We start from the raw sequence: 25,225 nt of genomic DNA, 5'->3' as shown, positions 1-25,225 counted from the left end.
CATTAATGATGCACTACGGTAATTAGTTGTAGCATCTCAGTGTAGGCGGAGCCTATACCTGTTTCTAAGCGATTGGATGACTCATTTTTAGCCGCGTTGAAATCGCTAGAGAACTTATTCATCATCGCACTCGTGTTGACTGAAAATAACCCTTGGCTTGAATGATTTAAAGTAGATAGCTCGCCTTTAATCTGATTTCCTAACAATTTAGAAAGTTGCTCATGTATCGATGAGAGAGCTTGCTCGTCTAATTTAGAGCTATTCACCTGTTGCTTAATTGTATTGCGTATATCATCAATGACTGCTTTTGTATCATTAGAAATCCTCTTTGAGCGGTTTAATTCAGTTTCAAGCGAATTAATAAACCGAACCAAGGGCTGCATATAGTAAAAAACCTGGCAATGGGTTTCTAAATAATCTAAGACATAAAGAGAGCTTTCACTTGGAGTTTCAACAGTCTCAATCTGTGCATTTGCTAAGATTGCAAAGACTAATTCCTTACTATGAACATCGCCATTTTTCATTGCCAGATACAGCGGACTGTTGCCATCTGCATCTAATTGATTAACATTAATTTTAGGGTGATTTAATAGTAATTTGGCGATTTCAAAATCCCCTTGGTTAAGCGCCATGGCCAAGGGATTACCCTTGTTAACATCGATATTTTTATGTTTAAGCAATTCTTGGACAATCTCTTTATTATTGTTCTTTACCGCCAAGTAAAGCGTAGTGGGACCTTTATCCTCTGTTTTATTGATATCAATTCGCGGATCATTTCTTAAGAGTTTAACAATCTCAACATTATTTTCTTTTATAGCCATAGCTAAATAGGTGTAATAACTAGTTGAGTCTTTATCAATATCATCTCGACTGAAATAACCGGCAACCTCGTTAATTTCGATATCTGGCTTTTTTAGTAACTCGACAACACAATCTGCTCTGTTAAAGACAATTGCATTTCCTAAGGCTGTGCTATTTTGACCATGAAAGAGTACATTGATATGTTTGTGTTCAAGCAACTCGCGCACAATAGCGATATGACCTTTGCGAATGGCTTCAATTAAAGGACTAGATGTCCCAAACATATCAGATTCATTTACTCTCAGTTCTTTTTTCTGCAATATCATTCGAACGATTTCAACATCTCCTGCTGCTGCAGCGATGTGTAAAGGAGTAACAGAACCTAAGTCGGATACTGTATTAACATTGATTCGACCAGTTGCTAATAACTCGCTAGCAGCCTTTCTATCCTTAGTTAATACAGCAAGATGCAAGGCAGAATTTGTATATATTTTTCCGGATTTTAATAAGAGTTCTGCCACCTTAGTGTGGCCATTGTCTAAGGCACTAAGAAAGGGTTTTTTGTTTGGAAGGGCGATATTGTGTTTATCATATTGCTTTAGTAGTTCCTCAACGATTTCACTAAAACCATTGGTCGCAGCAATGCTGAGCAAAAAGGGCTTGGTTTCTTTTAATACATTGGGGTCTATTTTCCCGCTGGCAAATAATTCGCGAACAGTTTGCACGCTGTTTGTAAAAATCGCATCAAAAAGAGGGCTTTGATGGCTGCTACTTTTCTTAAAGGCATCTATTCCTTCTACAGCCAATAATTTCTTTGTGGCCTCAGGCATATTTGCAATCGCCAGAACATGCAAAGCAGTGTTATTGTATGAATCTGTGCTATTGATCTTTGAATTTTCAGATATTAACTTTATAGATTCGTTAGATATCTCGTCTAACTCACTAAAAAGCGAACTTGTTTTTTCTGGGGCTTCATCGGTGAAAGTATAAATCGCTAAATTAGCTAAACCATTAGAACTAAAACAAGGGATAACAGCCTTTGCCAAGGTTTGGATATCGTCAAAATGGCTTATGCGATCATGGTTAGTAAGGGTCCATTGATTCTTTTCTTTATCATAAAAAACATGAATAGCATGATTACCAGAATGAATAATTGATCCTGTTGATAAATGCTTATACTTCAATAGGGTTTTGAAAAACTTTTGTAACTCTAAATCACCTTGATTTTCTTCATTTCCAGCTCTGATAAAATGTTTTTTAGGGGGATTTAAGGTGGCTAATGTTTTGTCATCAGAGTCTGTAGCATAAAATAAGTTTTCTAGTGTTAAGGTCTCTGTTTGTGATATGAAAGGACCATTTATAGTTAGAAATTTTCGAATCTCATTGGGATTAAAGTGAGCCCATATTTGCCAAAAAAATGGTTCTATGGATAGCAAAATTCTTTCTTCATCATTTAATTGAAAAGCGTTTTCATCAGGTCCAAATTGTTTGATTTTTTCATGAAGCTCTTCGATGAGTCCTTTTAACCTATAATGCCCTAGCTCATCTAAATAATTCATTCTATTTTCAAATTGACCGTAGAGGCCGCATCGACGTGCTCTTTCCGCCATATAGGCAAGCCCAAGACAAACTCCACTCTTATTAGTTGGATATTGTAGTTCTTCCATTAAATTAATAATCGATGTCATCTGCAGTCCTCATAATTGAAACAACTGTTCAATATTAATACAGTGACATTAATGTAATCCTAGGTGATCTACGTAAAAATAGAAGGGATAGTGCTGGGGACACTGTCGTTAAGTTAAGGGCATTTGTCATTCCTTAACTTAATGGCAGTGAGGCTGGGGATTGGCCTAGATTAGTTATCAACGATCTAACTGTCCATTTTCTATTTGACTTAGTGCATTTTGATAACCGATTTCAATTATTTTCTTTATGCTTTTAAGCTCAAGAACTCCTACTCCTTTAACATTATGATCGAAACAAAAATCAGCAATTTGTGCCATTTGTTGTTGATGATATCTGCTGCTAAGAAGAAGAGATTTCATAAAGATAAAATTGATGTTGGGTGTATCTATTTTTTCAGCAAAGGGATTTAGTTTGTTAAGTAATAATTGTGACCCACTAAGTCCACCATCAGAGAGTCCATACTTAGACATACTATCAATTGGTAATATCTGTGATGCAATAATTTTTCCACCATTATTAATCAGCTCCATTTGATCAACAGGTAGATTATTCATCACACAACCATCCACAAAAACTTCCCCTTTTTCGTCGACTACAGGAGGAAAAATCATAGGTATTGAGAAGCTTGCTCTAATTGCGCTCCAGGCTAATCCAGAGTTGAATACTGCGAGCTTCAACTGTGATAAATTACAGGCTACACAAAAAAAGCGGCAGCCTAAGTTTTCTATATATAAGTTCTCGCCTAAGCCTTCCTTCAATGCACTGGTAATATCTCTTCCACTAAAAAGTGAAACTAAGGGGATGGTGTATTTGTTAAATTTATGCTGAGAACAAAACGCTGTGAGTACTTCTTCTGTTTCTTCATAGTTTAAAAATTTTGCATAAAAAGCACCAACTACACTACCAATACTGGTTCCACCGATCATATCAATAGGAACCTTTTTCTCTAACAAAGCCTTGATTGTTCCAAGATGAGCAAATCCACGAGCACCACCACCACCTAAAACCAGACAAGTGCTTTTGCCAATAATAGATCTCGCCAAACGGCTATATTCACTTTTTTGATTAATGACTGTGTAATAGCCATTTAATCTTCTTTTTTCCATAAAATTTTGTATCTCAGTCGTAATAATTGCACTCTGATTTTTAACTAATACAAACTCTTTGCGATGAAGATATTTTTTTTCTCTTTCTATATATTTTTCAATCTTATTGAGTTGAAAATTAGCCCGGTCGTTTGTCACAAAAAGGAGATGATCCGTTTGGTTAATAGACCTAATTGCTGCATCGGTTAACTCTTTATCTAATACACTAACGATATAGCTATATTTATTTTCTTTTTCAAAAAAATCTTTCATGTATTGCTCGTTAGAAACGACCGGAGCATCTTCGATATATTCAATTAGAGTCTGACCATACTCTGATAAGGCCAAATAGAATTTCTCAGAAAATCTGCGAATTTCTTGAAAATCCCCGGCCGGAACTAAAGTAATGGTTTTTACCTTTCTTTTATAGAGAGTGAGTGCTGAGTGATGACTCGATAATCTTTTTGCGTTAATTTTTGCGAGATTAGTAATAAAATTGATAAAAAGAGGGTTAGTTAAAATTTTATCCCTTGATAACCTGACAAGGAAACTATCACGAATTGAAATGACATTGGAATTTCGCGGATTTTTTGTAAAAAAGGAAGCCTCACCGACGACATCGATAGGAGAAATTTCAGCAATATAACTTTCTTCATCTCCTTCCTTTCGCGTAATCATTAAATGCCCTTGCAACAGAATATAAAGATCACTATCAAGGGCATTTTGCCTAATAAGATACTCATTGCTTTGCAAAAAAACAGCATCGCCTACCATTAGTATGTTATTGATTTGTTCTTCAGAAAGACCTTCAAAAGCAGGTATCGAGTTAAGGTTTTTTAATAGATCATCCAATCTAAAACGTTGTTTTAAGACTTCAGATGTGAGCTGTTCGATAATCATAAATATTTCCTGGATGGGAGATCTATTTCTTCTAACATCCTTTTTATTTTACTAAATGAGTCTTTGTATGAAATTATTATAGTGCAAATAAATAAGACGGTTTGTTAAACTAGCTCTCTTTTTCCCACGCAATAGGTATTAAATCAAGCCTCTACTATATTTGATATATAGCTGTTCATTGGCAAAGGGTGTAATTGGGGCTTATTGTAACTGCAGCTCAGAGGTAGTATGCAAAAATTGTTCAAGAGAAGTTCTTTTATTTTGTTCCTTCTAGTAAGCTTATTGTCAGCTGGTTCAGTATTTTCTTTTAGTATGCAAAATTTAATGAATGCACAACCGCGCTACATTTCCACGGAAACGGGACGTATCGAATATTTTATGTTCGGTCACGGAAAACCCATAGTTCTTATTTCAGGGTATGCAGCAAATGTGAGTGCCTGGAATCGCAAGTTTTTATTCGAGTTAGCGAAGCGCAACCAACTCATTATATTTAATAATCGTAACGTTGATGGTTCCTATAATAAGAGTGCGGCTTATAGTGCTAAAGATTTGGCTAATGACACCTATAGTTTGATAACTCAATTGCACTTGCACAAACCTGCGGTTGTTGGAATTTCTATGGGGGGGATGATTGCACAGCAACTGGCTGTTTTGCATAGCAATGCGATTGGCCATTTAGTGCTTATCAATACCGCAATTGCAGGGACACAAGCGGTCAAGCCGAGCCTACAGGTGCAGGCACTATTAACGAATATTCCTCAAGGTAAAATCCGTCGATTTTTCACCGTACTACGTTTAATGGCGCCGCCATTCTGGTGGCCACGGGTAATTTATACAATGAAAACAGATCGCTTTATCCCCATGGGACATAAGGAATTGGGTGTTTCTAAAAAAACGCTGCCGCAACAGCAGCAATTGGTATTAGCTTGGAGTAAGGATGAGGATGCTGCGAGAAAAATCGCAACCTTGCATGTGCCTACGCTAATATTAAACGGCGAAAAAGATATGTTAATTCCGCCAGTAAACAGCATGATTCTTGCTGATACAATTCCACAGGCAAAAATAAAGCGTTGGCCAAATGGAGGACATATGATGGCTTATCAATTCCCTGAGAGTATCGCAAATGCAATCGTCGATTTTGTTAATCAGTAAAAAAGGTTATTAATGGAGTCCCTGAGCTAACTGTCATTAAGGATACCCGTTCGCGCTGAGCAACTTAGCCCCTTTGAGGCAAATATCGGGAAAGAACTTCGAATCAGAAGCCCCTCATCCGCCCTTCAGACACCGTTCTTTGAGAGGTCTGAGCGTTAGCTCACGTCTCGAAGCGTTACTATGAAAGGCTTCGAGACGGCCTAAAGGCCTCCTCAGCCCGAACGGTCTCGATTAATGATCTAAGGCTAAAAAATGAAAAATAAAAAAGCATTAGTAGTAATAACAGGCGCCAGTTCTGGTATAGGTAAGGCACTAGCACTTAAATTTTCTGAGGAAGGGCATCCTTGCTTGCTCATTAGCCGTTCTATTCAATTTATGCCTGAGCTCAAGGAGAGGGAAGTTAGTTAACGTTAGTTATGCTCAATTGGATGTAACAGACTATAACCAGTTTGAGCATGCTGTGCGAGAAGCAGAAAAAAAACACGGTAAAACGGCGTGTTTGGTTAATAATACTGGTGTACTCAATGTCGGTGAATTTAGGGATATGCCAATTGATAAAATTCATAGTGAATGTGGTGCGTTAGGGTGACAGGGCTCATCTGGTTTTGTCTCGCTCCACGACACTATTAGATCCCCCTCTTCCTAGCCCTCACTGCCATTAAGTTAAGGATAGTTTTGTCATTCCCGCGAAGGCGGGAAACTATTTCTAGCTAAGCACAGTGCCAATGTAGAGATGGTTTCCCGCCTTCGCGGGAATGACAAATGCCCTTAACTTAATGGCAGTGAGGGTTAGGGGGAGGGGGGTAAAATTAATTTGCGCAAGCAACTTCATTTATTACAGACACTTGTGTAGATACCTATGGATCAAGCCGCGGGAATTCGTTTTTTTTTTACGATTAAGCAATATATTGCCTATCGATTCATTTTTTATTCTAAATGTGTATTTGACGACACTAACGAGGCGGTATATATATTTATAATACCGATTTTGAGTGGTTAAATTATGGGCGGACAGCTTTATCTCAATAACGGACAACCACCTAATAGGGCGAATGTTTGTGTTTCAGGGTATGAGAGAGGAAAAGAGAACTTTGCTTTAAGCAACTTCGATGATAACAACGGTAAGGGATATTGGTTTAAAGATCCTAAGTTGGGGAAAGTTTGGTTTCCAACTTCAGAACATTATCTGCATTTTCAAAAAATAAAACCAGAACATAAAGCTCAACATTTGGCTGCTTGGCAAAATGAAAAAAGCCCTGGAGTAATTCTTGCTGGAATAAGAGACCCTAAGAGTCCTTACCATATTTCAAATGCACAGAACGCATACATGACACCCCAGGGATTTAATAATAAAGCCTGGGATAGTGATAAGGTTTTTGTGCAAATGCAAATTAACGCGGCTAAGTATCAGCAGTCTCAAGACTTTCGTGATTGCATCCAAAAATCTATCGATCTAGGCAAGGCCTTTGGCGATAATAAAGGCCCTGCTGCCATCATTGAAGATACTAGTAGCTTAAGAACAGGGAAAGGCCCAGAAGAAATATGGGGTACTGGTCCTGCAGGTAAAGGGACTAACATTCTTGGTAATTCGCAAACAGCCTTTGCCATGATGGTTCAAAATAATCAATTCAGCCTAACTTCACCTGAACCGGAACTACAATCCTTTAAAACAGCAAATGTAGCAAGTCATTATGCCAATGCGCGTACTCAATATCAGCACGGAATTCAAGGTACCTTCGCTGATGTCAGAAAACAATCTAAAAGGGATCAGGGGCTGGGGCAACCTGATACCTCTGATTTAGGTTCACATCTCGTTCAACGAATTTCTGCTGGAGCAATCAAAAAAGGTACCCTGGATGTAAAATCCTATGCAGCTCCCCAAGCAGCACAACAGGCTAATCATAACCAGATGCATTCTATGCAGCCTCGAAGTGTACCCCACATGGCATCATCAAGCCAAAGTAGTGCAAGCCGGGAAGTTAGTTCAGCCATTCAACAAATGATTGGCCAAAGCAAGAGCGAAATCCCTCTAGTATCTAAGGGCGCTTTGCAGGGAACCTTCAAAATGGCTTTTGATAATGCTCAAGATGCAAAAGCGTTTAAACAATTATTAGAAAAATCGGGACTCAAAGGGATCTCTTACTATGGTGATGGAGAAAAATATCCTATGAAGCAGGGTGGTAAAGAGTTGGGTCATATAGTGAGATTTGAAAACAATGGGGATAAAACACAGATCCCCCCCGAGGCTTTGAAATTTCTCCATAGTAAATTTGACGATGAGAACAAAGTCGCTGATGTTGTTGAACAAATGGGCTTTGAAAGACCTGAACCTGCTAATCGCTATACTATATAAGATAGGTAACCTTGCTCTTGCTAGATTAATAGACTAATCACTAAAAAGGAAATAAGATGAAAAATCGATTTTATATTCATCTAATTACCTAATTTGGAGCTTTGGAATGAGCAATGGTAGTGAAAAATGTCCGGTTATGCATGGCAGTATCACCGCAGTAGGAATATCAAATATGGATTGGTGGCCGCAGGCCCTTAATCTCGATATTCTTCATCAGCATGACAGAAAAACAAATCCCTTAGGTGACGATTTTGATTACCGTGAAGCGCTTAAAAAGCTCGATGTCGCTGCGCTGAAAAAAGATGTTCATGCCTTGATGACTGATAGCCAGGATTGGTGGCCTGCCGATTGGGGTCATTATGGTGGTTTGATGATTCGTATGGCTTGGCATGCTGCTGGCTCCTATCGTATAGCTGATGGACGTGGGGGTGCTGGTAGGGGCAATCAACGTTTTGCTCCACTCAATTCATGGCCAGATAACGTTAGTCTTGATAAGGCAAGGCGTTTACTATGGCCTATTAAGAAAAAATATGGCAATAAACTGAGTTGGGCAGATCTTATTGTTTTGGCAGGAACTATTGCTTATGAAAGCATGGGATTGAAAACCTTTGGTTTTTCCTTTGGCCGCGAAGATATTTGGCATCCAGAGAAAGAAACTTATTGGGGCCCTGAAAAGGAGTGGCTAGCTCCAAGTAATGATCGCTATGCTGATCTTAATAATCCCCATACCATGGAAAATCCTCTTGCAGCGGTTCAAATGGGGTTAATCTACGTGAATCCCCAAGGTGTCAATGGTCAGCCCGATCCACTGAAAACAGCAGCTCAGGTTCGAGAAACCTTTGCCCGGATGGCGATGAATGATGAAGAAACCGTGGCGCTCACAGCAGGAGGGCATACTGTTGGAAAATGCCATGGAAATGGCGATGCTGCCTTGCTTGGTCCCGATCCAGAAGCAGCAGAGCTTAGTGAGCAAGGCTTGGGTTGGATAAACCATAGCAAACGAGGCATTGGCCGAGATGCGGTGACATCTGGCCTTGAAGGTGCTTGGACAACACATCCCACCAAATGGGACAATGGTTACTTCACTATGCTTTTTAACCATGAGTGGGCACTTAAAAAATCGCCGGCAGGTGCATGGCAGTGGCAGCCTATCGATATCAAAGAAGAAGATAAGCCTGTTGATGTTGAAGATTCGTCCATTCGACATAGTCCAATCATGACTGATGCCGATATGGCGATGATTAAAGATCCTGTTTATCGCAAGATTGCCGAACGCTTCTATAAGGACCCTGTCTATTTTTCGGAAGTATTTGCCCGGGCATGGTTTAAACTGACTCATCGTGACATGGGTCCCCGGGCTCGTTACTTTGGCCCTGATGTGCCTAAAGAGGACTTGATTTGGCAAGATCCCATTCCTGCAGGAAATACAAATTTTGATATCGCTGAGGTTAAGGCAAAAATTGCTGCCTCAGGTTTATCGATAGCCGATATGGTTTCTACTGCCTGGGATAGTGCGCGAACCTTTCGTAGTTCCGATAAGCGCGGCGGAGCTAATGGCGCACGCATTCGCTTAGCACCACAAAAAGATTGGCAAGGAAACGAACCAGAGCGTTTACAACGCGTTCTCGCAATTCTTGAACCTATCGCAAAAAATGCAGGCGCAAGCATAGCTGATGTGATTGTTCTTGCTGCTAATGTCGCTATTGAGCAGGCAGCAAAGGCTGCGGGTGTTAATGTGCTTCTGCCCTTTATGCCAGGGAGGGGAGATGCCAGTGCTGAGATGACTGATGCAGAATCTTTTGCACCTTTAGAACCTCTTTACGATGCTTATCGTAACTGGCTTAAAAAAGATTATGACCTACGACCTGAAGAGTTGATGCTTGATCGCAGTCAGCTATTAGGGCTAACCGCAGCTGAAATGACAGTTCTTATTGGTGGTATGCGTGTTTTAGGAACTAATTATGGCGGCTCCAAACACGGTGTTTTTACTGACAGAGTCGGTGTTTTGACTAATGACTTCTTTGTGAATCTAACTGATATGGCCTATCTATGGAAGCCAATTAGCGCTAATGAATATGAGATACGCGATCGCAAGACAGACGCTTTAAAATGGACGGCGACCAGAGTCGATCTCGTTTTTGGATCAAACGCTGTCTTAAGGGCCTACGCGGAAGTTTATGCACAGGATGATAGTAAAGAAAAATTCATTCATGATTTTATTGCGGCTTGGGTAAAGGTGATGAATGCGGATCGTTTTGAGGAGTAGGTATCTCACAATAGGTCAAGCCTCGCTTCAGTATTGAATTCCCGTGGCTTGGCCCATAGTAACTACACTTATTTACAAACTCTAGCCTGATGCAGAGCAGTCTAATCAAGGTTTGTGGTTGTGTCATTGATTTAGAAAATATTTCGTTCATTCCCATTTCTACCGATTCTTGTTTGCCCTGTCTCAATAACCAGCTTTCTCTCTATTTATTTACTACTGTGCTACCTGAATCACCTTCATCCCAGCCCTTCTCCCTCGCCACGGTCCCCACTGTTTGTAATGCCCCATGCCAATTTTTCATAGGGATTTAATAGAATCATAATCCTAATTATTTAATCTATAAGTAATTAACATGAAGGGGCAAAAAATGAGCACAATGGCTAATTTGGCAGGTTATCAAGAGAACATTGATAAATGCAATAAAATTAATGAATGTCTTCCTAAACTATGCTTAGAAATCAGAGAGTTACAAATGGTTGCTGATCATTTTACTCGTAATAAAGATTTAGAATCCTCCCTGCAATTATTAAGTAGTATCTCTACATTAGATCGAGGAAATAATAATGAAGAGAAGATAACATTTGTTTATAAATATCAAGAGTGTCTTGTTTTAGGACTCAATCAGTTAGCTCAATTTTTTCAGAAGTTTAAATATCCTGAAGCGCTTAACGAAAAACAAAGGGACGCTTTTGGCGCAATTGCTACGAATATTGCAATTAGTCAGCAAACTATTAGCAACATTGCAACCAACTAAATTTTAAATATTATTGATGAGGTGTGATCATGAAACTTTCAAAGTTAAAAGAAAAGCTTGTAAGCTTCAGCCTACAGGTGGAAAAGGATTTACAAGCTGCTAAGAAAGAACAAGATAATAAGCGTGTTGAGTTTCTTACAGGAATACAAAAAGAGTTAGGAAAATTAGTGGACCAAGTAATGCCGGATGTAATAGAAGAGAAGGCTACCTTAGAAGATGATGAAGAATTTTTTGATGCATTTGAAGATGAGGATGTATCAGAAGATGAGGATGTACCAAAAGAGCTCGAGGAGCAAATTCAAAAAATAGAAAATGAACTTAAACTTCAAGAAGAAATTAAATCTTTTCTTAAGCTATCCAACGAATTAAAAAATCTTGATAAAAAAAATCCAACATTCGCCGAAAAGGTTAACAAACTTGCAAACCTTGAAGGGAACATAAATTCTCTGTTAGATAAACCTCTTTTAAATAAGGATAACTATAAATCTCTTAAAGAGAATATGGAAAAAGATATTCAGTTTATATCCAAGGATATGTGGGATAGAGGCGTAGCTCATGCTGAGTCTAGGCTTAATAAGGCTAATGAGGATTTTAAACACTATGACACGGAATATAATAAAAACTGTAAAGATGGTTGGAATGCAATAAACGCTGCCTGTACTAATGTAAAAGATAGCATAGTTTCTGCCTTGAAAGGTGTTGGACAATATGCTAAGGCCTTGGTACAAGGGCTTGGTGCGATTGTAGGTCTGGCCGATGTAAAGGATGTAGTAAATAGTTCAAAACAAGCAAAAGAACATTTTGATAGTGCTACAAAATCTCTTGAGACCTTTGGAGAAAATGTGGGTAAGGCAGCCAATAATGCATTGGGTGCAATACAAAATAATTATCTCGCACATGGTAGGGCAAAAGAGGCGTGGGTTTTGTCAAATGAGGTTGCAGTAACCAAATTTGTAGCTGATGTAGCGCATACAGTAGAAAATACTGTGAGCGGAGCACAAAGACAATGGAAAAGTATGGTAAATAACGTGAACAACCGTCTTGACAAAGTTCAGGGTTTTATCCAAAGTCGACCCGATGTCTTTAGCAAAGTTTCCGATGCTCTACAGGGTAAATTCGATGCTCAACAGGATAACGATGAAGCAAACGACAATGATGAGAATCTTAGTGGTTTTCCTAGTTATAACAAATGAAATGTAACTCGCTGATTTTATCCATACAACCCTCTTTTGTCGAAATGAATTGTATGAAATTATTTTAAAATCAGCGAGTTATTATTTGCCTGCTGTAATATACAAAATTCGCTCTGCTTTTCAGAAATGTTATGAATTGCCTTTGTGGCTTTCTGATATCCTGGCCAATTCTAGTTAGAAGTGCGATAGTCAGAAAAGCTGGAGTCCGATTAAGTTACAGGCGATGGTGAATTTTAGATGAAACCCTGATTAGGCTGCGCTGCATCAAGGCTTGTTTTTTTTGTGTAGATACCTATGGGTCAAGCCGCAAAATTTCGGGATGGCGTGACCTATTACTTCTTTCCTGATATTTGCCGAGGGACATATCATCTTCGAACCTGAAGTATAGCTCTTTAACTTGAAGCCTTCGGGCACCTTTCTCCCTTTTATGGAAAAGGTGCCTGAAGGGTGGACGAGGGTTTCAAAACCCTCTCTAATCATCCCCTAGGATCGGTTTCAGTTGTTGAAATATTAGGCAATCCATAAATCATAATTGATTTACCAATATCAACTGGGTTGAAATTACCATAACCACAGCCAAACATAACCAATCCTTTAGCCACGGAAGGGCCCGCTGTGTACATCGCTCCCTGGTCGCAAGGGAACTGATTTAAATAAGCACCAGTTAAGGCATCTAAGGCATAGACCATTCCATAATAAACAGGCCAGTAAACGATGTTGTTAGAGCTTGCGGGAACACCATTAGACCTTGCTTTTTGCTGATTAGCCAAGGGAATATTGCTGCTGTTGGGCATGATATTAACGGGGACGTTAAACTGATTATTCTTTATTACCAGATCAAAGTTTAAGCCATACTTAAAGCGTTCATCATTATAATAAAATTGATCTGGGCATCCCGGGGAATTGACATCAATAATCTCCGAACTTGCAGGAAGAGTTTGCCATTTAAGCTGTCCTGTATTGGCATCGATGGCATTTAAATAGCCTGTCATACAGGTTTTTCTTCCATTAGCCAGGATTGACATAAAATTCACAGCCCCTCCTTGAGTTGGCACAATTCCACCTGCAGAGCAGGGGACATAAATGGTCTCGCCTTCAGGATCATAACTCAAACCCCAATGTGTTCCGCCTAAAGAGCTGCCTACACAAATATCCTCTCTTCTTAAAAGTTGTCCAGTGACCGCTTGAATCCAGAATAGCTCTCCCCCTTTGTTATGAGAAATAACCACTTTTCCAAGAGATTTTAAATCAGCCACTATTGGCGAACTACCGCCAACATCCCAATCTGGGCCTGGCACGGGGACATTACAAGGAACATTACCATTAAGGCCGCAATCTGTTTGCCAGCTATCTAAGCCTGAGGTTGATACATGCCAGACAAAGCTCCCATCTTGCATGCTTAAGGCAATTACAGAGTTAGTTGCTAAAGGTTGTGTAACGCCTAGCTCAAGTAATTTAGCTTCTGTTTCTTGTAAACATTGCTGCGCACCAATCCCTGTTTCTCCCTTTTTAGTGGTAGTAAAAGTAGGAGTTGTAACGGGTTCCGGCCTTTCCATACAGGCTGCGGCAAAATCAGGATAGTTATAAAGTTGCCCCGCGCCGAAAATCACCAATCCCAATTCAGGGATGATTGACGGAGTGCTGGCCCATACACCGCCACCGGCAAACCATTGACCTGGGGCATAGCTGGCTGGAGGTGCGGGAACTGTATATTGAGTCCATTTGATTGAAGGCATCATCCCCTGGCCACCCAAATCTATGGCAAGCATATGGCCTCTAAAGGTTAAGGGGATATTATCAACGCCATTGTTATAACTTGAGAAGCCAAGGTAGGCTGTATTATTGTAGACTCGTGGACTATCGGTTGTACTTGGAATTACCGCCGCGCCCCCGACAGCTACCTCACTTGGGTTGACTAAGTCTATTTTCCAAAGCATTGCTCCGCTTGCAGCATCAATGGCAAAGGCCATAGGTGGTGTAGTAAACCATGTTGGAAATGGCAGAGAAAAAGGATTATCGATTGCTGTATAAAGCAAGGTTCCTGCACCATTTGCACGTTCATAATAAGCCGCCGAAGAACGCACAGAGGGAGTACCGCCACTTACAGGACTCAGGCCAAGCAAATTACTAACATCTTGTACCCAAAGTTGGTTACAACCTTGAAAATTACCATATTCATCACGCAGTATTTTATGAGCCCCGATTTTCCCTGCAAAGCCTGTCCAGTATAGCGTATCCTTCACTATAACGGGTTTAGCACTATTTGAAAAAGATGTAGTATTTGAAGAGGTAAGTGTTAGTCCCTGCGTATAATCAATCTTGCATAGAGCAGCAATTTTTTCCACATTGTCCCTGGTGATACCAGAGTTCATATTATGATGATTATTTTGAATGTTCTGCCCCCAGTTGCTCCAATCATCCAGCTTTTTTGCTTTGGTAATAGACAAGGCGTCATAAATGCTGGGCTCATAGCATTGATTGCGATTCGCGCTACCATCTAGATTTGCTTGGCAGAAAGAGGGACCTCCTTGAATTCCCCAGGCTGGCACCAAGTTCCCAATAATTTTCAAAGTCACTTCACAACTATCGCCTGGGAAACCATGGGGGGCAAGCTGGCAAGGGGTCATTTGCACCAAACCTGCGGTTGGGGCTAAAGCTAAAGTTTTTACTCTGTGAGCCTGATTTGTAATTTTATAACGAATAGTTCCAGTCACATTTTCCGCTATAGACTGGACGTTGTTACCGGATGAAAGAGTATAAGTCCACAAAGGAATACCGGCAAAAGAAGTGGACGCAATCGAAATAAGAGCAATAAAAAGAGAGGGCGGTTTAATAACATTCAACATAACACGATCCTTATGAGTTAGAGAGAATAGCTTGTTGATCAATCCCGAGGGCTTGAAAAATTTTATCTATTCTTCGCCTCTTAGCAAAATTTTGCAAGAGCTCATCAGAAAGTGAGAGGTTGCTGGTCCGAAGTTCCTTTCTGATATTTGCGCCAAATACAGACTTTCGGTGAATAAGGCAGCTTATCTGCCCTTTGGCAGCGCCACATATAATGAGCCTGCATTATTCAGGTCATTAGCCTCCAAACCAGCTTGCAGACCCTCACCCTTATAGACATCAACATGAGCTCCAACAATAGCTCCACCTGCATCCTGGGATATGCACCATGAAGTCGATTTTTTGCTTTGATAGATAAAACTCATCCCAATAGGAATTACCCTATGATCGGTTGCGCATGAGACATGTGGGGTTAGAGTAATATTTTCTGATCCCCAAGGCCCGCCATCGTCTTTACTAAAGAAGACATAGCTTTGGTCGCGATTGCGCAAGTCGTTAGCCTGATTGATGCTAAGCTGATTATCTAAGTATTGGCGAATTAGCGTTTCTGATGCACCGCTTTGTCTGACTTCCTTAGATAGATTGCAGCGTAGTTTGGCTTCATCATGACATTTAGGATCTTTAGCGCAACGCTCCATGGTATCAATATTGCCACCACAGGTTGGATCTTGTGCACATTGAACTATGCGGCCAAGCATAGTGCGTGGCCTGCCATTATAGCTTTCATAGTTGATATGAAATAGTTTGCCATCAAGATCTAATGAGCCAGAGCCTTGAAGCATTAAGAATGCTGGGTCATTGGGGTTCTTAACAAAGCCAATGATATATTTGGGATCTAAAGCCCCTCGATTAATTTCCTCGCGGTCTGGCACTACAGAGTAGCGGCCTTTGGCATCTTTCAGACAATATCCACGCACCGTTTTAGTAAGAGGATCAACCCCGCAAAGAGGGGCTTTTAAATTAAATTTTTTGCATTCCGAGGCCACACTGACAACACCGGGGTTGCTGTAGAGTGGGTACAAAAATTCTTTGCTACTCTTGGTACGAGCTTCAATAGCGGCTGGTGCATAATAAGCAGTAAATTGAAACTCACCCCTTTTAAAGCCAGCGTGATTTTCAGGCCAGCCCTCGCTTTTATACCAGTCAAATTCAGTTTTAAGGGAGGATAAATAATTTTGATAGTTGCCCTGAGCTGCTTTTGCAAGAGCGAGCATTTTTTGGTTGGCAGCAAGACACCATTCTTGGCGTTTGATAGTACGGCCTGCAATAGTCACACTCTGAAATTCGCCGCGGTATTTACTGCAATTTTCAACTTGATTATTTAATGCTGTTATCACTTCATCCATATTACCCACAGAGTTGTTTAAGGGTAATTCAGTGGCTGAAATTTTATGAAATTTAAAGCGCAAGACCCCGGGCTCTTTGGCGGTCATTTTCTGTCTTGCAGTAAAGTCAACGAGCCTTCTAACATCTAAACAACGTTGGATTGGATCTGCAGGTAAGGTGGCTTGCGCGATAAGGTTAAAAGTCATTAGCGCAAATAGAAATACTGATCGAAACATGGGGATCCTTGAGCGAGCGATGATTTGAAATTTGTAACAAGGATTATATAGGTAGAAATGAATTAAGGTAAGTAAGAGTAGCCTTGATGCAGCACAGCGTAATCAAGGTTTTTTAAATGATGACCTTGATTACGCTGTGCTGCATCAAGGCTACATTTGTTTATATTTATAGACATAGACTAAGTCTTTCCTCTACATCTTCCTCCTTAATAGTCGCTGGGGAAAAGAATGAATAAACTGAGTGCAAAGGTTTTGCGTTTCTTTGAAATACAAAGATATCCTGGCTATTTTGAGTAAAGTCATCGGCGTTTTGACGTTTCAGATTTATTTTAAAATATTGCAGTTTAAACTCGTCAAGATAGCCTAAATGGGGAAGGCTCCCATTTTGAAACAATGCTAAAAAAGAGCTAATGAGATCAACAACCTTAGTGTGATATTTATAATTTTGCAGGTTAACGACAATAAAGCCATAGTCACGTTTTTTTCCATTAACGCAGATCTCATCAACCGTTAATTCTTCTGCGGGTTTATAGGATAAATGAATTTGTTCACGCCGCTCGGGGGCATAGCAGTTAACAATATTTTGATAGGGTTCAGCATCGATGTTTGCCCCAAAGGGGCTGGGCGCTCCCGAAGACGTACGTCATGTCGAACGCAGAGAGACATCTCCTGAGTGTAGCACTGTGCTAATCCCGGAGATCCCTCACTCTGTTCGGGATGACGGGGTCTTTATCGATGTTTGCCCCAAAAAGGACTGGAGGCAGGCCTATTACTCTATCGATACATGCGATTTTCACGTAGTTCATCAAATAAATCTTTAAGCTTACTCTTATAAAATAGCCACTTTATTCAACTAAGAAGTTTATAGAGAGGTAATTATGCAAAGTCGTTTTGATCAAACCCTGGTTAGTGCAGATAAAGAGCGTGAATATCAGGATTTGCTAAGGGGACGTGGATTATATGTCAATCTTTATACAAATAGAGCCGCTGCAGGTGATATTCATGATAAGGGCGAATGTGTTGTCTTTCTATTTAATGAAGAACATGTTCCAGCAACATTCATGGCTTTTCTTAAGAAGAATAATGTTCCTGTCATAGAACAACGATTTGAAAGGCGAGCTTGGATTGGCATTCCTTTCGCTAAGACTAATGAGCTTATGGATGCTATACAGCAAGATAAGCGTATCTCTTTTCGTGCTGCACCAGCGCCCCAACATCTACAGCAACCACAACAAAATCCTCATGAGGAGAATATTAATCTAGGAAAACGGATAAAATTACTGATACCTGGTTCAACTGTGATGTTATTTGATGCAGGAAATGGTTGTAAAAAAATCTCTTTCAAAACGGAAAGTGAAGCTCAGACTTTTAATAAAACATTTAGAGGTTATTCTTACGACACTGAGGGTAGCTATTATGCCTTTAAGATCCCTACAGACTCGCTGAATCAAACACTTCCAGAGCTTGGAGTGCCTAATCGTCATAAATTTAATAAGCAACCTGTTCCGACTAATCCACCAGCTCCTGTTAATCAAAACGAGCCGGAAAATTGTTCAATACAGTAATAATTCAGTTGATGTTTTCCCCTTCCGCACTTTGGCCACATTATTTCTCCCTTCGTCCCTGAAGGGAGATTGTGGTGGGAACTGATGATGAAATAATCTTTGAGTCTTCGGCAAAGGCTGAGTTCAATGCTGTGCAAAGTTTTTTTTCAAATATTAACGCATTGAATAGAAAAGAATTAAAAGAGCATCAGGCAAGTTTTCGTTTTTCTGTATAGCTTGTGTCATCGCCTTTTTTGCTTTCTTATTTTCCCGAGAGACAAAAAATAAAAACCTTCTAGCCCATTCCAAATCCCCGCGGCTTGACCCATAGACATTTGTAATGTCACGTCCCTCCTTGTCTCAACATTAGGTCATCCAGAGCGCAGCGAAGGATCTCCGGGATTAGCCCAGTGCTTCATTCAGGAGATCCTTCGCTGTGCTCTCGATGACGTGGTTGTGGGTTCTTAGCCTTTCCTAGAATTTTTGCCCATCTGCAACCATAATAAAGTTATGGCAATACAAGCGCTTGGAGTGAAGAGGCTAACCTCACTGCCATCAAGTTAAGGATGTTACATCAAAACCGTTCAGGCTGAGGAGGCCTTTAGGCCGTCTCGAAGCCCTGCACCGTGAGGCTTTTAGACGTGCGCCAGCGCACTCCTCAGCGCGAACGGATAACTTAATGGTGAGGCGTCTTTCGGTCTAACAAGAGCAACCACTAGGCGGTGGAGTACTTAAAATGGAGTTATTGGACATACTTAAAATATCGCCTTTATTTTCGTCATTAAGCAAAAATATACAATGGCGGATTTCCGCTTTAGCCCAAATTAAATCTTTTGAAAAAGGGGACTATCTTTGTCATCAAGGTGATCAAGGGGACTATTGCTATATAGTCAAATCGGGAAAAGTAGAAGTTTTTTTTGAAACGGCAAGCAATAAAAAAATTCATATTTCAGATGTGGGAATTGGGGATATCCTCGGTGAATTGTCATTAATCGATGGATTACCACGTTCAGCCTCTATGATTGCTATAGAGCCTACTGAAACCTTTGCAATAGCATCACTGGATTTTCAGATGCAGTTACAGAGTTATCCAGAAATAGCTCTGCAGCTCTTGCCGGTAATTACTAAACGATTAAGGCAGGCGCAAGAACAGCTAATAAAAAGAGTGGATAATGACTGAATCAGATGAAGATGAAATAAAATTTAGGAAAAGGGCATTAGAAACGGCGAGCCGGCCAGTATCTCTTGATGAGGCTTTTCAAGTGATTTCTCCATATAACTGGCTGACGCTTTTGATTGTTTTATTGATCATTGCTTCCTTTGTCATCTGGTTATTCTGGGGAACCCTGTTTATTCGCGTGTCAGGCAAGGGGATATTAATGAGTGTTTCAGCCGATATTATTAGCATCCAAGCGCCGACCACTCCAGGCACGATTAGTGAAATCTCGGTTAAACCAGGGCAGATGGTTGATAAAAATACGCCGCTTATCCATTTTAATAATCCCTTATTGAACCAACTTAATCTAAAAAGAGTTTATCTCAGGCAGCTTCGCGAAGTGCAAAACGAGCTAATAGAGGAGGGGAGTAAAGAAATCACGCTGATTGAAACTAATGTTGCAGAACAAGTTGGAAAGTCGCAACTTAGTCTAAACGTTGCTCGAGAAAAGCTTAATCAATTAAGAATCCTAATCGGACTGAAAGAAAAGGCATTGAGTAAAGGCATTATTGATCTACCGAATGTCACTGCAACAAGGGTTGAGTACTTTGGTTACGAACAAGAAATTAGTGCGCGTGAAGCCGAATTAATCGCTGTTAAAGAAAAATTTATTGAGCTAAAAGAGGCTTGGAAGGAGAAAGAGCGAAATTTAGCCTTGTTAATCTATAAAGAAAAATATGCCTTTGGTCTGTTAAAAAGACAGTGGGAAGCCAGTAATGTAGTCATGAGCCCCGTTTCTGGGGTTATCTCTGAGATTCGCGTGAAAGCAGGGGATTATGTGTCGCCAGGGCAAATATTAATTAGTGTGATCCCAGCTAATCAGGATTTATATGCCTTAGTTTTTATTCCTGCAATTAAGGGTAAGCTCCTTAAGGTCGGTATGGATGCACAGGTTGTGCCTACCTTTGTCAATAAACTGGAATATGGTTCCATCAAAGGTAAGGTTGATAGTTTTTCCTTGTTCCCTGTGACTCAGCAAAATGTACTGTCGATGGTGAAGAGTAGCGAACTCTCTGCCTTTTTTGGTACTAGCCAACCCATGTTATCTGTGCGAATTCGCTTAGAGAAAAATCCGCAAACCACGAGTGGCTATGAATGGACTAGTTCCAATGGCCCTGATTTGCAATTTACCCAGGGTAGCTTGGTGGATACAAGTATTAATGTAGAAAAGATAAGACCCATTGGATTTTTGATTAGGAACATTAAACATATTATTAAAGAAAATGGTCAATAGACATGGACTATCAGAAACGAATACGAACACCGACGATTATTCAAATGGAGTCCACAGAATGTGGCGCCACGGTATTGTCGATTATTCTGGGCTATTATCAGCGTTATATCACCGCAGAAGAGGCTCGTACTGCCTGCGGCGTCTCTAGGGATGGTTCGAAGCTAATTAATATTCTCAAGGCCGCAAGGAACTATGGCATGGATGCCTATGGCGCTAATTTAGATATCGATGACTTAGATCAAATCGCCGTACCTTTTATTGTTTATTGGGAGTTTAATCATTTTTTAGTTGTAGAGGGATTCAATCAACAGAAGGTTTTTCTTAATGATCCAGCCTCAGGTCCGCGTTCTGTAAGTTGGGACGAATTTGATAAGGGATATACAGGAATAGCGGTGCAGATGACACCAGGAGAGGCGTTTCAGAAAGGGGGCAAGCCGCCGCCTAGCCTATTGAGGATGTTATTCTGGCGCTTGGGAAAAAACCAACTGCCTTTGGTTTATTTATTCTTGCTAACTATGGCCTTAATTATCCCCAAAGTATCTATTCCTATTTTTTCTAAGGCCTTTATTGATCAGGTACTAATTAATAATCAATATGAATTATTCAAAACTATTTTTGTTGTATTAAGTTTTACATCCCTCGCAAGCATTCTCTTAACCTGGTTACAAAAAAGGCTGCTCAACAGGCTGCAAATTAAATTGGAAATTGTGAATACACTCCATTTTATCTGGCATTTGTTGCATGTGCCCATGCATTATTTTCAACAGCGTGCCAGTGGGGATATTGTTGAGCGTAGCAATATTAGTGAAAAAATTGCCAAAGCCTTGTCCGATGAAATGATAACCGCCGGCGTCAGCCTGCTTGAAATGGCGATTATCATTCTCATCGTTTGTTTTCTAAGTTTACCCCTGGGGTTAAGCCTGTTATTTTTTTTATCGCTTAACTTTATTTTTTTGCTAATTACACAAAAGAAATTGAATAACCTAAGCTTGTCATACTCTCAGAACTTGGGAAAGTTGGAGGCTATACAAGTGAATGGCATTCAACAGATTGAATCGATCAAAATAGCGGCCTTAGAGCAACATTTTTTTAATCGATGGATCTCCTTTTATACTAAGCTGGTAAAAACGAAGGCAGATATTATGCTTATCGATCAGCTAGGGACAACGCTGCCAACCCTGTTAGGCATTGTTATTAACGTGATAATGATTTGTTTGGGGGCTTATTTAGTGATCCATGGTTCTATTACTATCGGTACTATTGTTGCCATACAAGCTTTAATTCTCATGTTGCTAGTGCCCTTCAACAGCTTTATCCAATTTGTTAACCAGCTTCGCCAATTAAAAGGAGATGTTGTACGATTAAATGACATTATCGACACCAAAGTTGATTCTCGTTTCAAGGAAGAAGAGCCTTTAGAACAAGATCTTGTCATAAAAAATACTGGGCCTATTTTAGAAGTCAGTAATCTTGTTTTTGGCTACTCGCCGCTGGAATTACCAGCTATCTATAATCTGTCTCTGCAGGTAGCACCCTCTGAACGCGTTGCTATTGTTGGCCCTTCAGGGGGCGGTAAATCAACTCTGGCTAAATTATTCTGTGGTCTGAATAAGCCTTGGTCAGGTTCTATAACTTTAAATGGTTTAGAGTTGGAACGCTACAGTCCTCAAGCTTTGAGCAAATTCATTGCTTATGTTGATCAGAATATTTTATTTATTAGAGGGACGCTGCGCGATAATTTGTCCTTATGGGATAACAGCTTGTCAGATGAAAAAATGTATGAGGTTTTAGAGCAGGTTAATATGTATGAATGCATCATGGCTCGAGGCGGTCTCGGTCTAATGATGACTGAGACAGGGAATATGTTCAGTGGCGGCCAAAAACAATGTATTGAGATAGCAAGGGCTCTCTTACGCTCTCCGAAATTATTAATTTTAGATGAGGCAACCTCTGCACTGGACCCCATTTTGGAAGAGAAGGTTTATCAACGGTTAAAACAAAGCCAGAGTACAATTGTGGTAATTGCCCATCGTCTCAGCACAATTACTGATAGTGATAGGATTTTTGTTATAGAAGAAGGGGAGCTTTCTCAACAAGGCACTCACGATAGTTTGATGAACCAGTCGGGTACTTATAGAACATTGATGATTAGGGAGGAGATGTGAGTAACAGCAATGACTTGCCAAACTCAAGCCTAAACCTGATTGATAGTATCTACAAGAATAAAGTGGATACAACGCTCAAATATCAGGATCAATTTGAAGCTTATTTTGCTGCCTGTCAGCGTGTTGCCGAAGAATTAAATTTGCATCTATCCAAGCCAAGTATTGATTTAACCCGTAATCCTTCAGCTGTAGATTATCTGCATTTAGTTGCTGAAAATAATGCAATTCAATTACGTAAAATTCATTTAAAATCAAATTGGTGGAAAGCCGATTATGGACCACTGCTTGTTCTTTATAATCAACAACTCTGCGCTTTAATTCCAAACAATAAAATGGAATATACTCTCTTTAATTTCAAAGAAGGAACACAGAAAAAGATTAATAAAGAGCTAGGCGCCGAAATTGCCCTGGATGCTTATCTTTTTTATCAAACCTTTCCAAAAAAGAGGCTTGGTTTAAAAGAGATAGTTGCTTTTGCTATCTCGGGGGTTAAAAGCGATCTAGTAAAATTCATTATTTATCAACTAATTAACAGCGCTATTTTACTTGTCGTTCCTATTTTAACAGCGGTTATTTTTGATGAAGTTATTCCCAATTCTAACCTTTCATTACTCACAGAGTATTCAGGTATTCTAGCAGTGACAGTGGTAACGGTTGTTTTAGTGCAACTATTACAAACCATGTTGTTATTGAGAATCAAAATAAAAATACAATATAAGACCCAGGTCGGTGTTTGGGACCGGTTAATCAATTTACCCTTATCGTTTTTTAAACCCTTCTCTGCTGGTGACTTAGCCTATCGGCTCGTGATCCCGCAACTTATTCAGGAGCGATTGAGTGCTAATGCAATTAGTGCAATTGTCACCGGTCTTGCTTCAATAGCTTACCTAGGCCTGATGACTTATATTGATTTCTTCTTGGCCTCTGTTGTGCTGGCTATGATTCTAGTCTTATTCATTTTTACTGTGACTATGAATTGGCTCATTCTTAAGCAAGAAAGAACGATTACCAAAATTAATTCCTCGTTATTTGGAACCTTATTGAATTTAGTCAATTCAATCATGAAAATCAGGGTGGCTAATAAGGAAAAAGAGGCTTACGAGTTATGGCAAAAGGAGGTTTCAGAGAAATTCATTGCCAGCAATCGAGTCAGTAATTTACAAGGTGGCGTAGAGGTCTTCAATATCGGATTTTTAGGTCTTAGTACTCTAGTGCTTTATAGCTTAGTGGGTTGGCGTGAAGACAGCATCAGTTTTAGTCATTTCATCATCTTCAATGCAGCTTTTGTTTCCTATGTCTCAGCCTTAACAGCGCTAACCAAAGCCCTCAGTGAAAGTATTGATGTTCTACCCTTATTTAAACAAGCCAAGCCAATTTTTGACAGCTTACCAGAAGACAATAGCAGCAAAAATCGCAATATTTCTTTGGATGGGGTGATCAATCTGCAAAACATTGTTTTTCGTTATCCGGGTAGTGAAAAACCGGTGCTGACAAATTTTAATTTAACAATTGAACCAGGCTCTTTTACTGCTATTGTCGGTGCTAGTGGTTCCGGAAAATCAACCATTTTGCGGTTGATGCTGGGTTTAGAATCAGCAGAATCAGGACAAATCTTATATAACGGAATCAATCTAATGAATTTAGATAGCCACTGGCTAAGATCTCAAATCGGCACTGTGATGCAATCATCACAACCTTTTCCTGGATCTATTTTTGAAAATATTGCGGGGAATAATTATGATCTTACTCGCGAAGAAGCTTGGGAAATAGTTGAAAAAGTGGGGCTTAAAGCAACGATTAAGGCCTTACCGATGGGCATGGATACCTTATTAAGCGACGGTATTCAAACCTTTTCTGGCGGTGAGTTACAGCGATTAAATATTGCTCGAGCTTTGAGCGCTAACCCACAAATCATTCTATTTGATGAGGCAACAAGCGCGCTTGATAATAAGGCACAGCATCTAATCCAGGAAACACTTGAGAGTTTAAAGGTTACCCGAGTGATTATTGCTCATCGCCTAAGTACAATTCGTTCGGCTGACATTATCCACGTTATTGATTCAGGCCAGTGCATTGAATCAGGAACTTATACAGAACTCCTCGCTAAGCAGGGTTATTTTTATCAATTCACAAAGAAAAAAAGGTTATTGTACTAGCATCACACCGGAGCAGCTGATTAATATTTGAACAATTAATCCTTATTAACTATACTAAAAATTGGGGTTAATTAATGCGGAGGTGTTTTATGAAAACTGAAGTTAACCAAACAGAAAATCAACGTGGTGAGCAAAAAAAGAATCAAAAAAAACTACTTGAAGACAAGAAGTTAGAAAATATATCAGGTGGTGCTTGGGCTGTTACTAAAGCTCAGATTAGACCTACCAAACCTTTTAGATCTCATCGTGACGAGCTTATAAAATAAAATCACTATACGGGAAAGGATGCCCCGGTTTTTTCTTCAATGGAG

18 protein-coding genes are annotated in these 25,225 nt (G+C 39.9%); 14 read left to right on the top strand and 4 right to left on the bottom strand.

The features are described from left to right. Positions 1 to 2: 2 nt before the first annotated feature. Both BN1094_RS08895 and BN1094_RS08890 read right to left on the bottom strand, forming a co-directional pair. The gene (locus BN1094_RS08895) at positions 3 to 2,489 is read right to left on the bottom strand and encodes an ankyrin repeat domain-containing protein (RefSeq protein ID WP_043874080.1); all 2,487 of its coding nucleotides are present in this window, start codon (positions 2,487 to 2,489) and stop codon (positions 3 to 5) included. Positions 2,490 to 2,666: 177 nt separating this feature from the next. Beyond that, positions 2,667 to 4,475 (bottom strand): cyclic nucleotide-binding and patatin-like phospholipase domain-containing protein, encoded by a 1,809-nt coding sequence (locus BN1094_RS08890; RefSeq protein ID WP_043874079.1) that lies wholly within the window; start codon positions 4,473 to 4,475, stop codon positions 2,667 to 2,669. 324 nt (positions 4,476 to 4,799) lie between these two features. Here BN1094_RS08890 and BN1094_RS08885 point away from each other — a divergent pair, with 324 nt between their 5' ends. The 7 genes from BN1094_RS08885 to BN1094_RS08860 all read left to right on the top strand — a co-directional run bounded on the left by BN1094_RS08885 (position 4,800) and on the right by BN1094_RS08860 (position 12,193). After that, positions 4,800 to 5,627, top strand: coding sequence for an alpha/beta fold hydrolase (locus BN1094_RS08885; protein WP_176695286.1), 828 nt, complete (start codon positions 4,800 to 4,802; stop codon positions 5,625 to 5,627). Positions 5,628 to 5,879: 252 nt separating this feature from the next. Beyond that, positions 5,880 to 6,035 carry an SDR family NAD(P)-dependent oxidoreductase gene (locus BN1094_RS20210; protein WP_141650455.1) on the top strand — a complete coding sequence of 52 codons (156 nt, stop codon included), beginning with the start codon at positions 5,880 to 5,882 and terminating at the stop codon, positions 6,033 to 6,035. Beyond that, on the top strand, positions 5,968 to 6,216 hold the full coding sequence (locus tag BN1094_RS20310) for an SDR family NAD(P)-dependent oxidoreductase (protein WP_425411911.1): 249 nt from the start codon (positions 5,968 to 5,970) through the stop codon (positions 6,214 to 6,216). The genes BN1094_RS20210 and BN1094_RS20310 overlap by 68 nt, the downstream gene beginning before the upstream one ends. 414 nt (positions 6,217 to 6,630) lie before the next feature. Further along, on the top strand, positions 6,631 to 7,980 hold the full coding sequence (locus tag BN1094_RS08875; RefSeq protein WP_052403212.1) for an NADAR family protein: 1,350 nt from the start codon (positions 6,631 to 6,633) through the stop codon (positions 7,978 to 7,980). A gap of 106 nt (positions 7,981 to 8,086) precedes the next feature. Continuing rightward, positions 8,087 to 10,246: a catalase/peroxidase HPI gene (katG, locus tag BN1094_RS08870; protein ID WP_043874077.1), complete on the top strand. Its 2,160-nt coding sequence runs from the start codon at positions 8,087 to 8,089 to the stop codon at positions 10,244 to 10,246. A 367-nt stretch (positions 10,247 to 10,613) separates the two neighbouring features. Next, positions 10,614 to 11,000, top strand: coding sequence for a hypothetical protein (locus tag BN1094_RS08865; protein WP_043874076.1), 387 nt, complete (start codon positions 10,614 to 10,616; stop codon positions 10,998 to 11,000). A gap of 29 nt (positions 11,001 to 11,029) precedes the next feature. Next, the gene (locus tag BN1094_RS08860) at positions 11,030 to 12,193 is read left to right on the top strand and encodes a hypothetical protein (protein WP_043874075.1); all 1,164 of its coding nucleotides are present in this window, start codon (positions 11,030 to 11,032) and stop codon (positions 12,191 to 12,193) included. A gap of 476 nt (positions 12,194 to 12,669) precedes the next feature. Here the strand turns inward: BN1094_RS08860 and BN1094_RS08855 are convergent, their stop codons facing one another. Next, positions 12,670 to 15,039: a PQQ-binding-like beta-propeller repeat protein gene (locus BN1094_RS08855; protein ID WP_043874074.1), complete on the bottom strand. Its 2,370-nt coding sequence runs from the start codon at positions 15,037 to 15,039 to the stop codon at positions 12,670 to 12,672. Between the two features lie 183 nt (positions 15,040 to 15,222). Continuing rightward, the gene (locus tag BN1094_RS08850) at positions 15,223 to 16,599 is read right to left on the bottom strand and encodes an MltA domain-containing protein (RefSeq protein ID WP_043874073.1); all 1,377 of its coding nucleotides are present in this window, start codon (positions 16,597 to 16,599) and stop codon (positions 15,223 to 15,225) included. Positions 16,600 to 17,477: 878 nt separating this feature from the next. Here BN1094_RS08850 and BN1094_RS08845 point away from each other — a divergent pair. From BN1094_RS08845 to BN1094_RS19835, 7 genes are all read left to right on the top strand, one after another. Further along, the gene (locus BN1094_RS08845) at positions 17,478 to 18,164 is read left to right on the top strand and encodes a hypothetical protein (protein ID WP_043874072.1); all 687 of its coding nucleotides are present in this window, start codon (positions 17,478 to 17,480) and stop codon (positions 18,162 to 18,164) included. Positions 18,165 to 18,238: 74 nt separating this feature from the next. Beyond that, positions 18,239 to 18,379, top strand: coding sequence for a hypothetical protein (locus BN1094_RS19840; protein WP_176695284.1), 141 nt, complete (start codon positions 18,239 to 18,241; stop codon positions 18,377 to 18,379). Between the two features lie 500 nt (positions 18,380 to 18,879). Next, positions 18,880 to 19,323, top strand: a complete 444-nt coding sequence (locus BN1094_RS08840; RefSeq protein ID WP_043874071.1) for a Crp/Fnr family transcriptional regulator — start codon at positions 18,880 to 18,882, stop codon at positions 19,321 to 19,323. Beyond that, positions 19,316 to 20,593 carry an NHLP bacteriocin system secretion protein gene (locus tag BN1094_RS08835; RefSeq protein WP_043874070.1) on the top strand — a complete coding sequence of 426 codons (1,278 nt, stop codon included), beginning with the start codon at positions 19,316 to 19,318 and terminating at the stop codon, positions 20,591 to 20,593. The genes BN1094_RS08840 and BN1094_RS08835 overlap by 8 nt, the downstream gene beginning before the upstream one ends. A 2-nt stretch (positions 20,594 to 20,595) precedes the next feature. Then, a complete protein-coding gene (locus tag BN1094_RS08830) occupies positions 20,596 to 22,758 on the top strand; it encodes a cysteine peptidase family C39 domain-containing protein (RefSeq protein WP_043874069.1) in 2,163 nt (720 codons plus the stop codon). Next, positions 22,755 to 24,914, top strand: coding sequence for an ATP-binding cassette domain-containing protein (locus BN1094_RS08825; RefSeq protein WP_043874068.1), 2,160 nt, complete (start codon positions 22,755 to 22,757; stop codon positions 24,912 to 24,914). The genes BN1094_RS08830 and BN1094_RS08825 overlap by 4 nt, the downstream gene beginning before the upstream one ends. Before the next feature lie 89 nt (positions 24,915 to 25,003). Beyond that, positions 25,004 to 25,180: a hypothetical protein gene (locus tag BN1094_RS19835; RefSeq protein ID WP_176695283.1), complete on the top strand. Its 177-nt coding sequence runs from the start codon at positions 25,004 to 25,006 to the stop codon at positions 25,178 to 25,180. The last annotated feature ends 45 nt before the right edge of the window (positions 25,181 to 25,225 follow it).

It is taken from the genome of Legionella massiliensis (assembly GCF_000756815.1).
GTDB classification, from domain to species: Bacteria; Pseudomonadota; Gammaproteobacteria; order Legionellales; family Legionellaceae; genus Tatlockia; species Tatlockia massiliensis.
The sequence above is the reverse complement of the archived record's forward strand: the minus strand, read 5'-3'. Positions and strand labels throughout refer to the sequence as shown.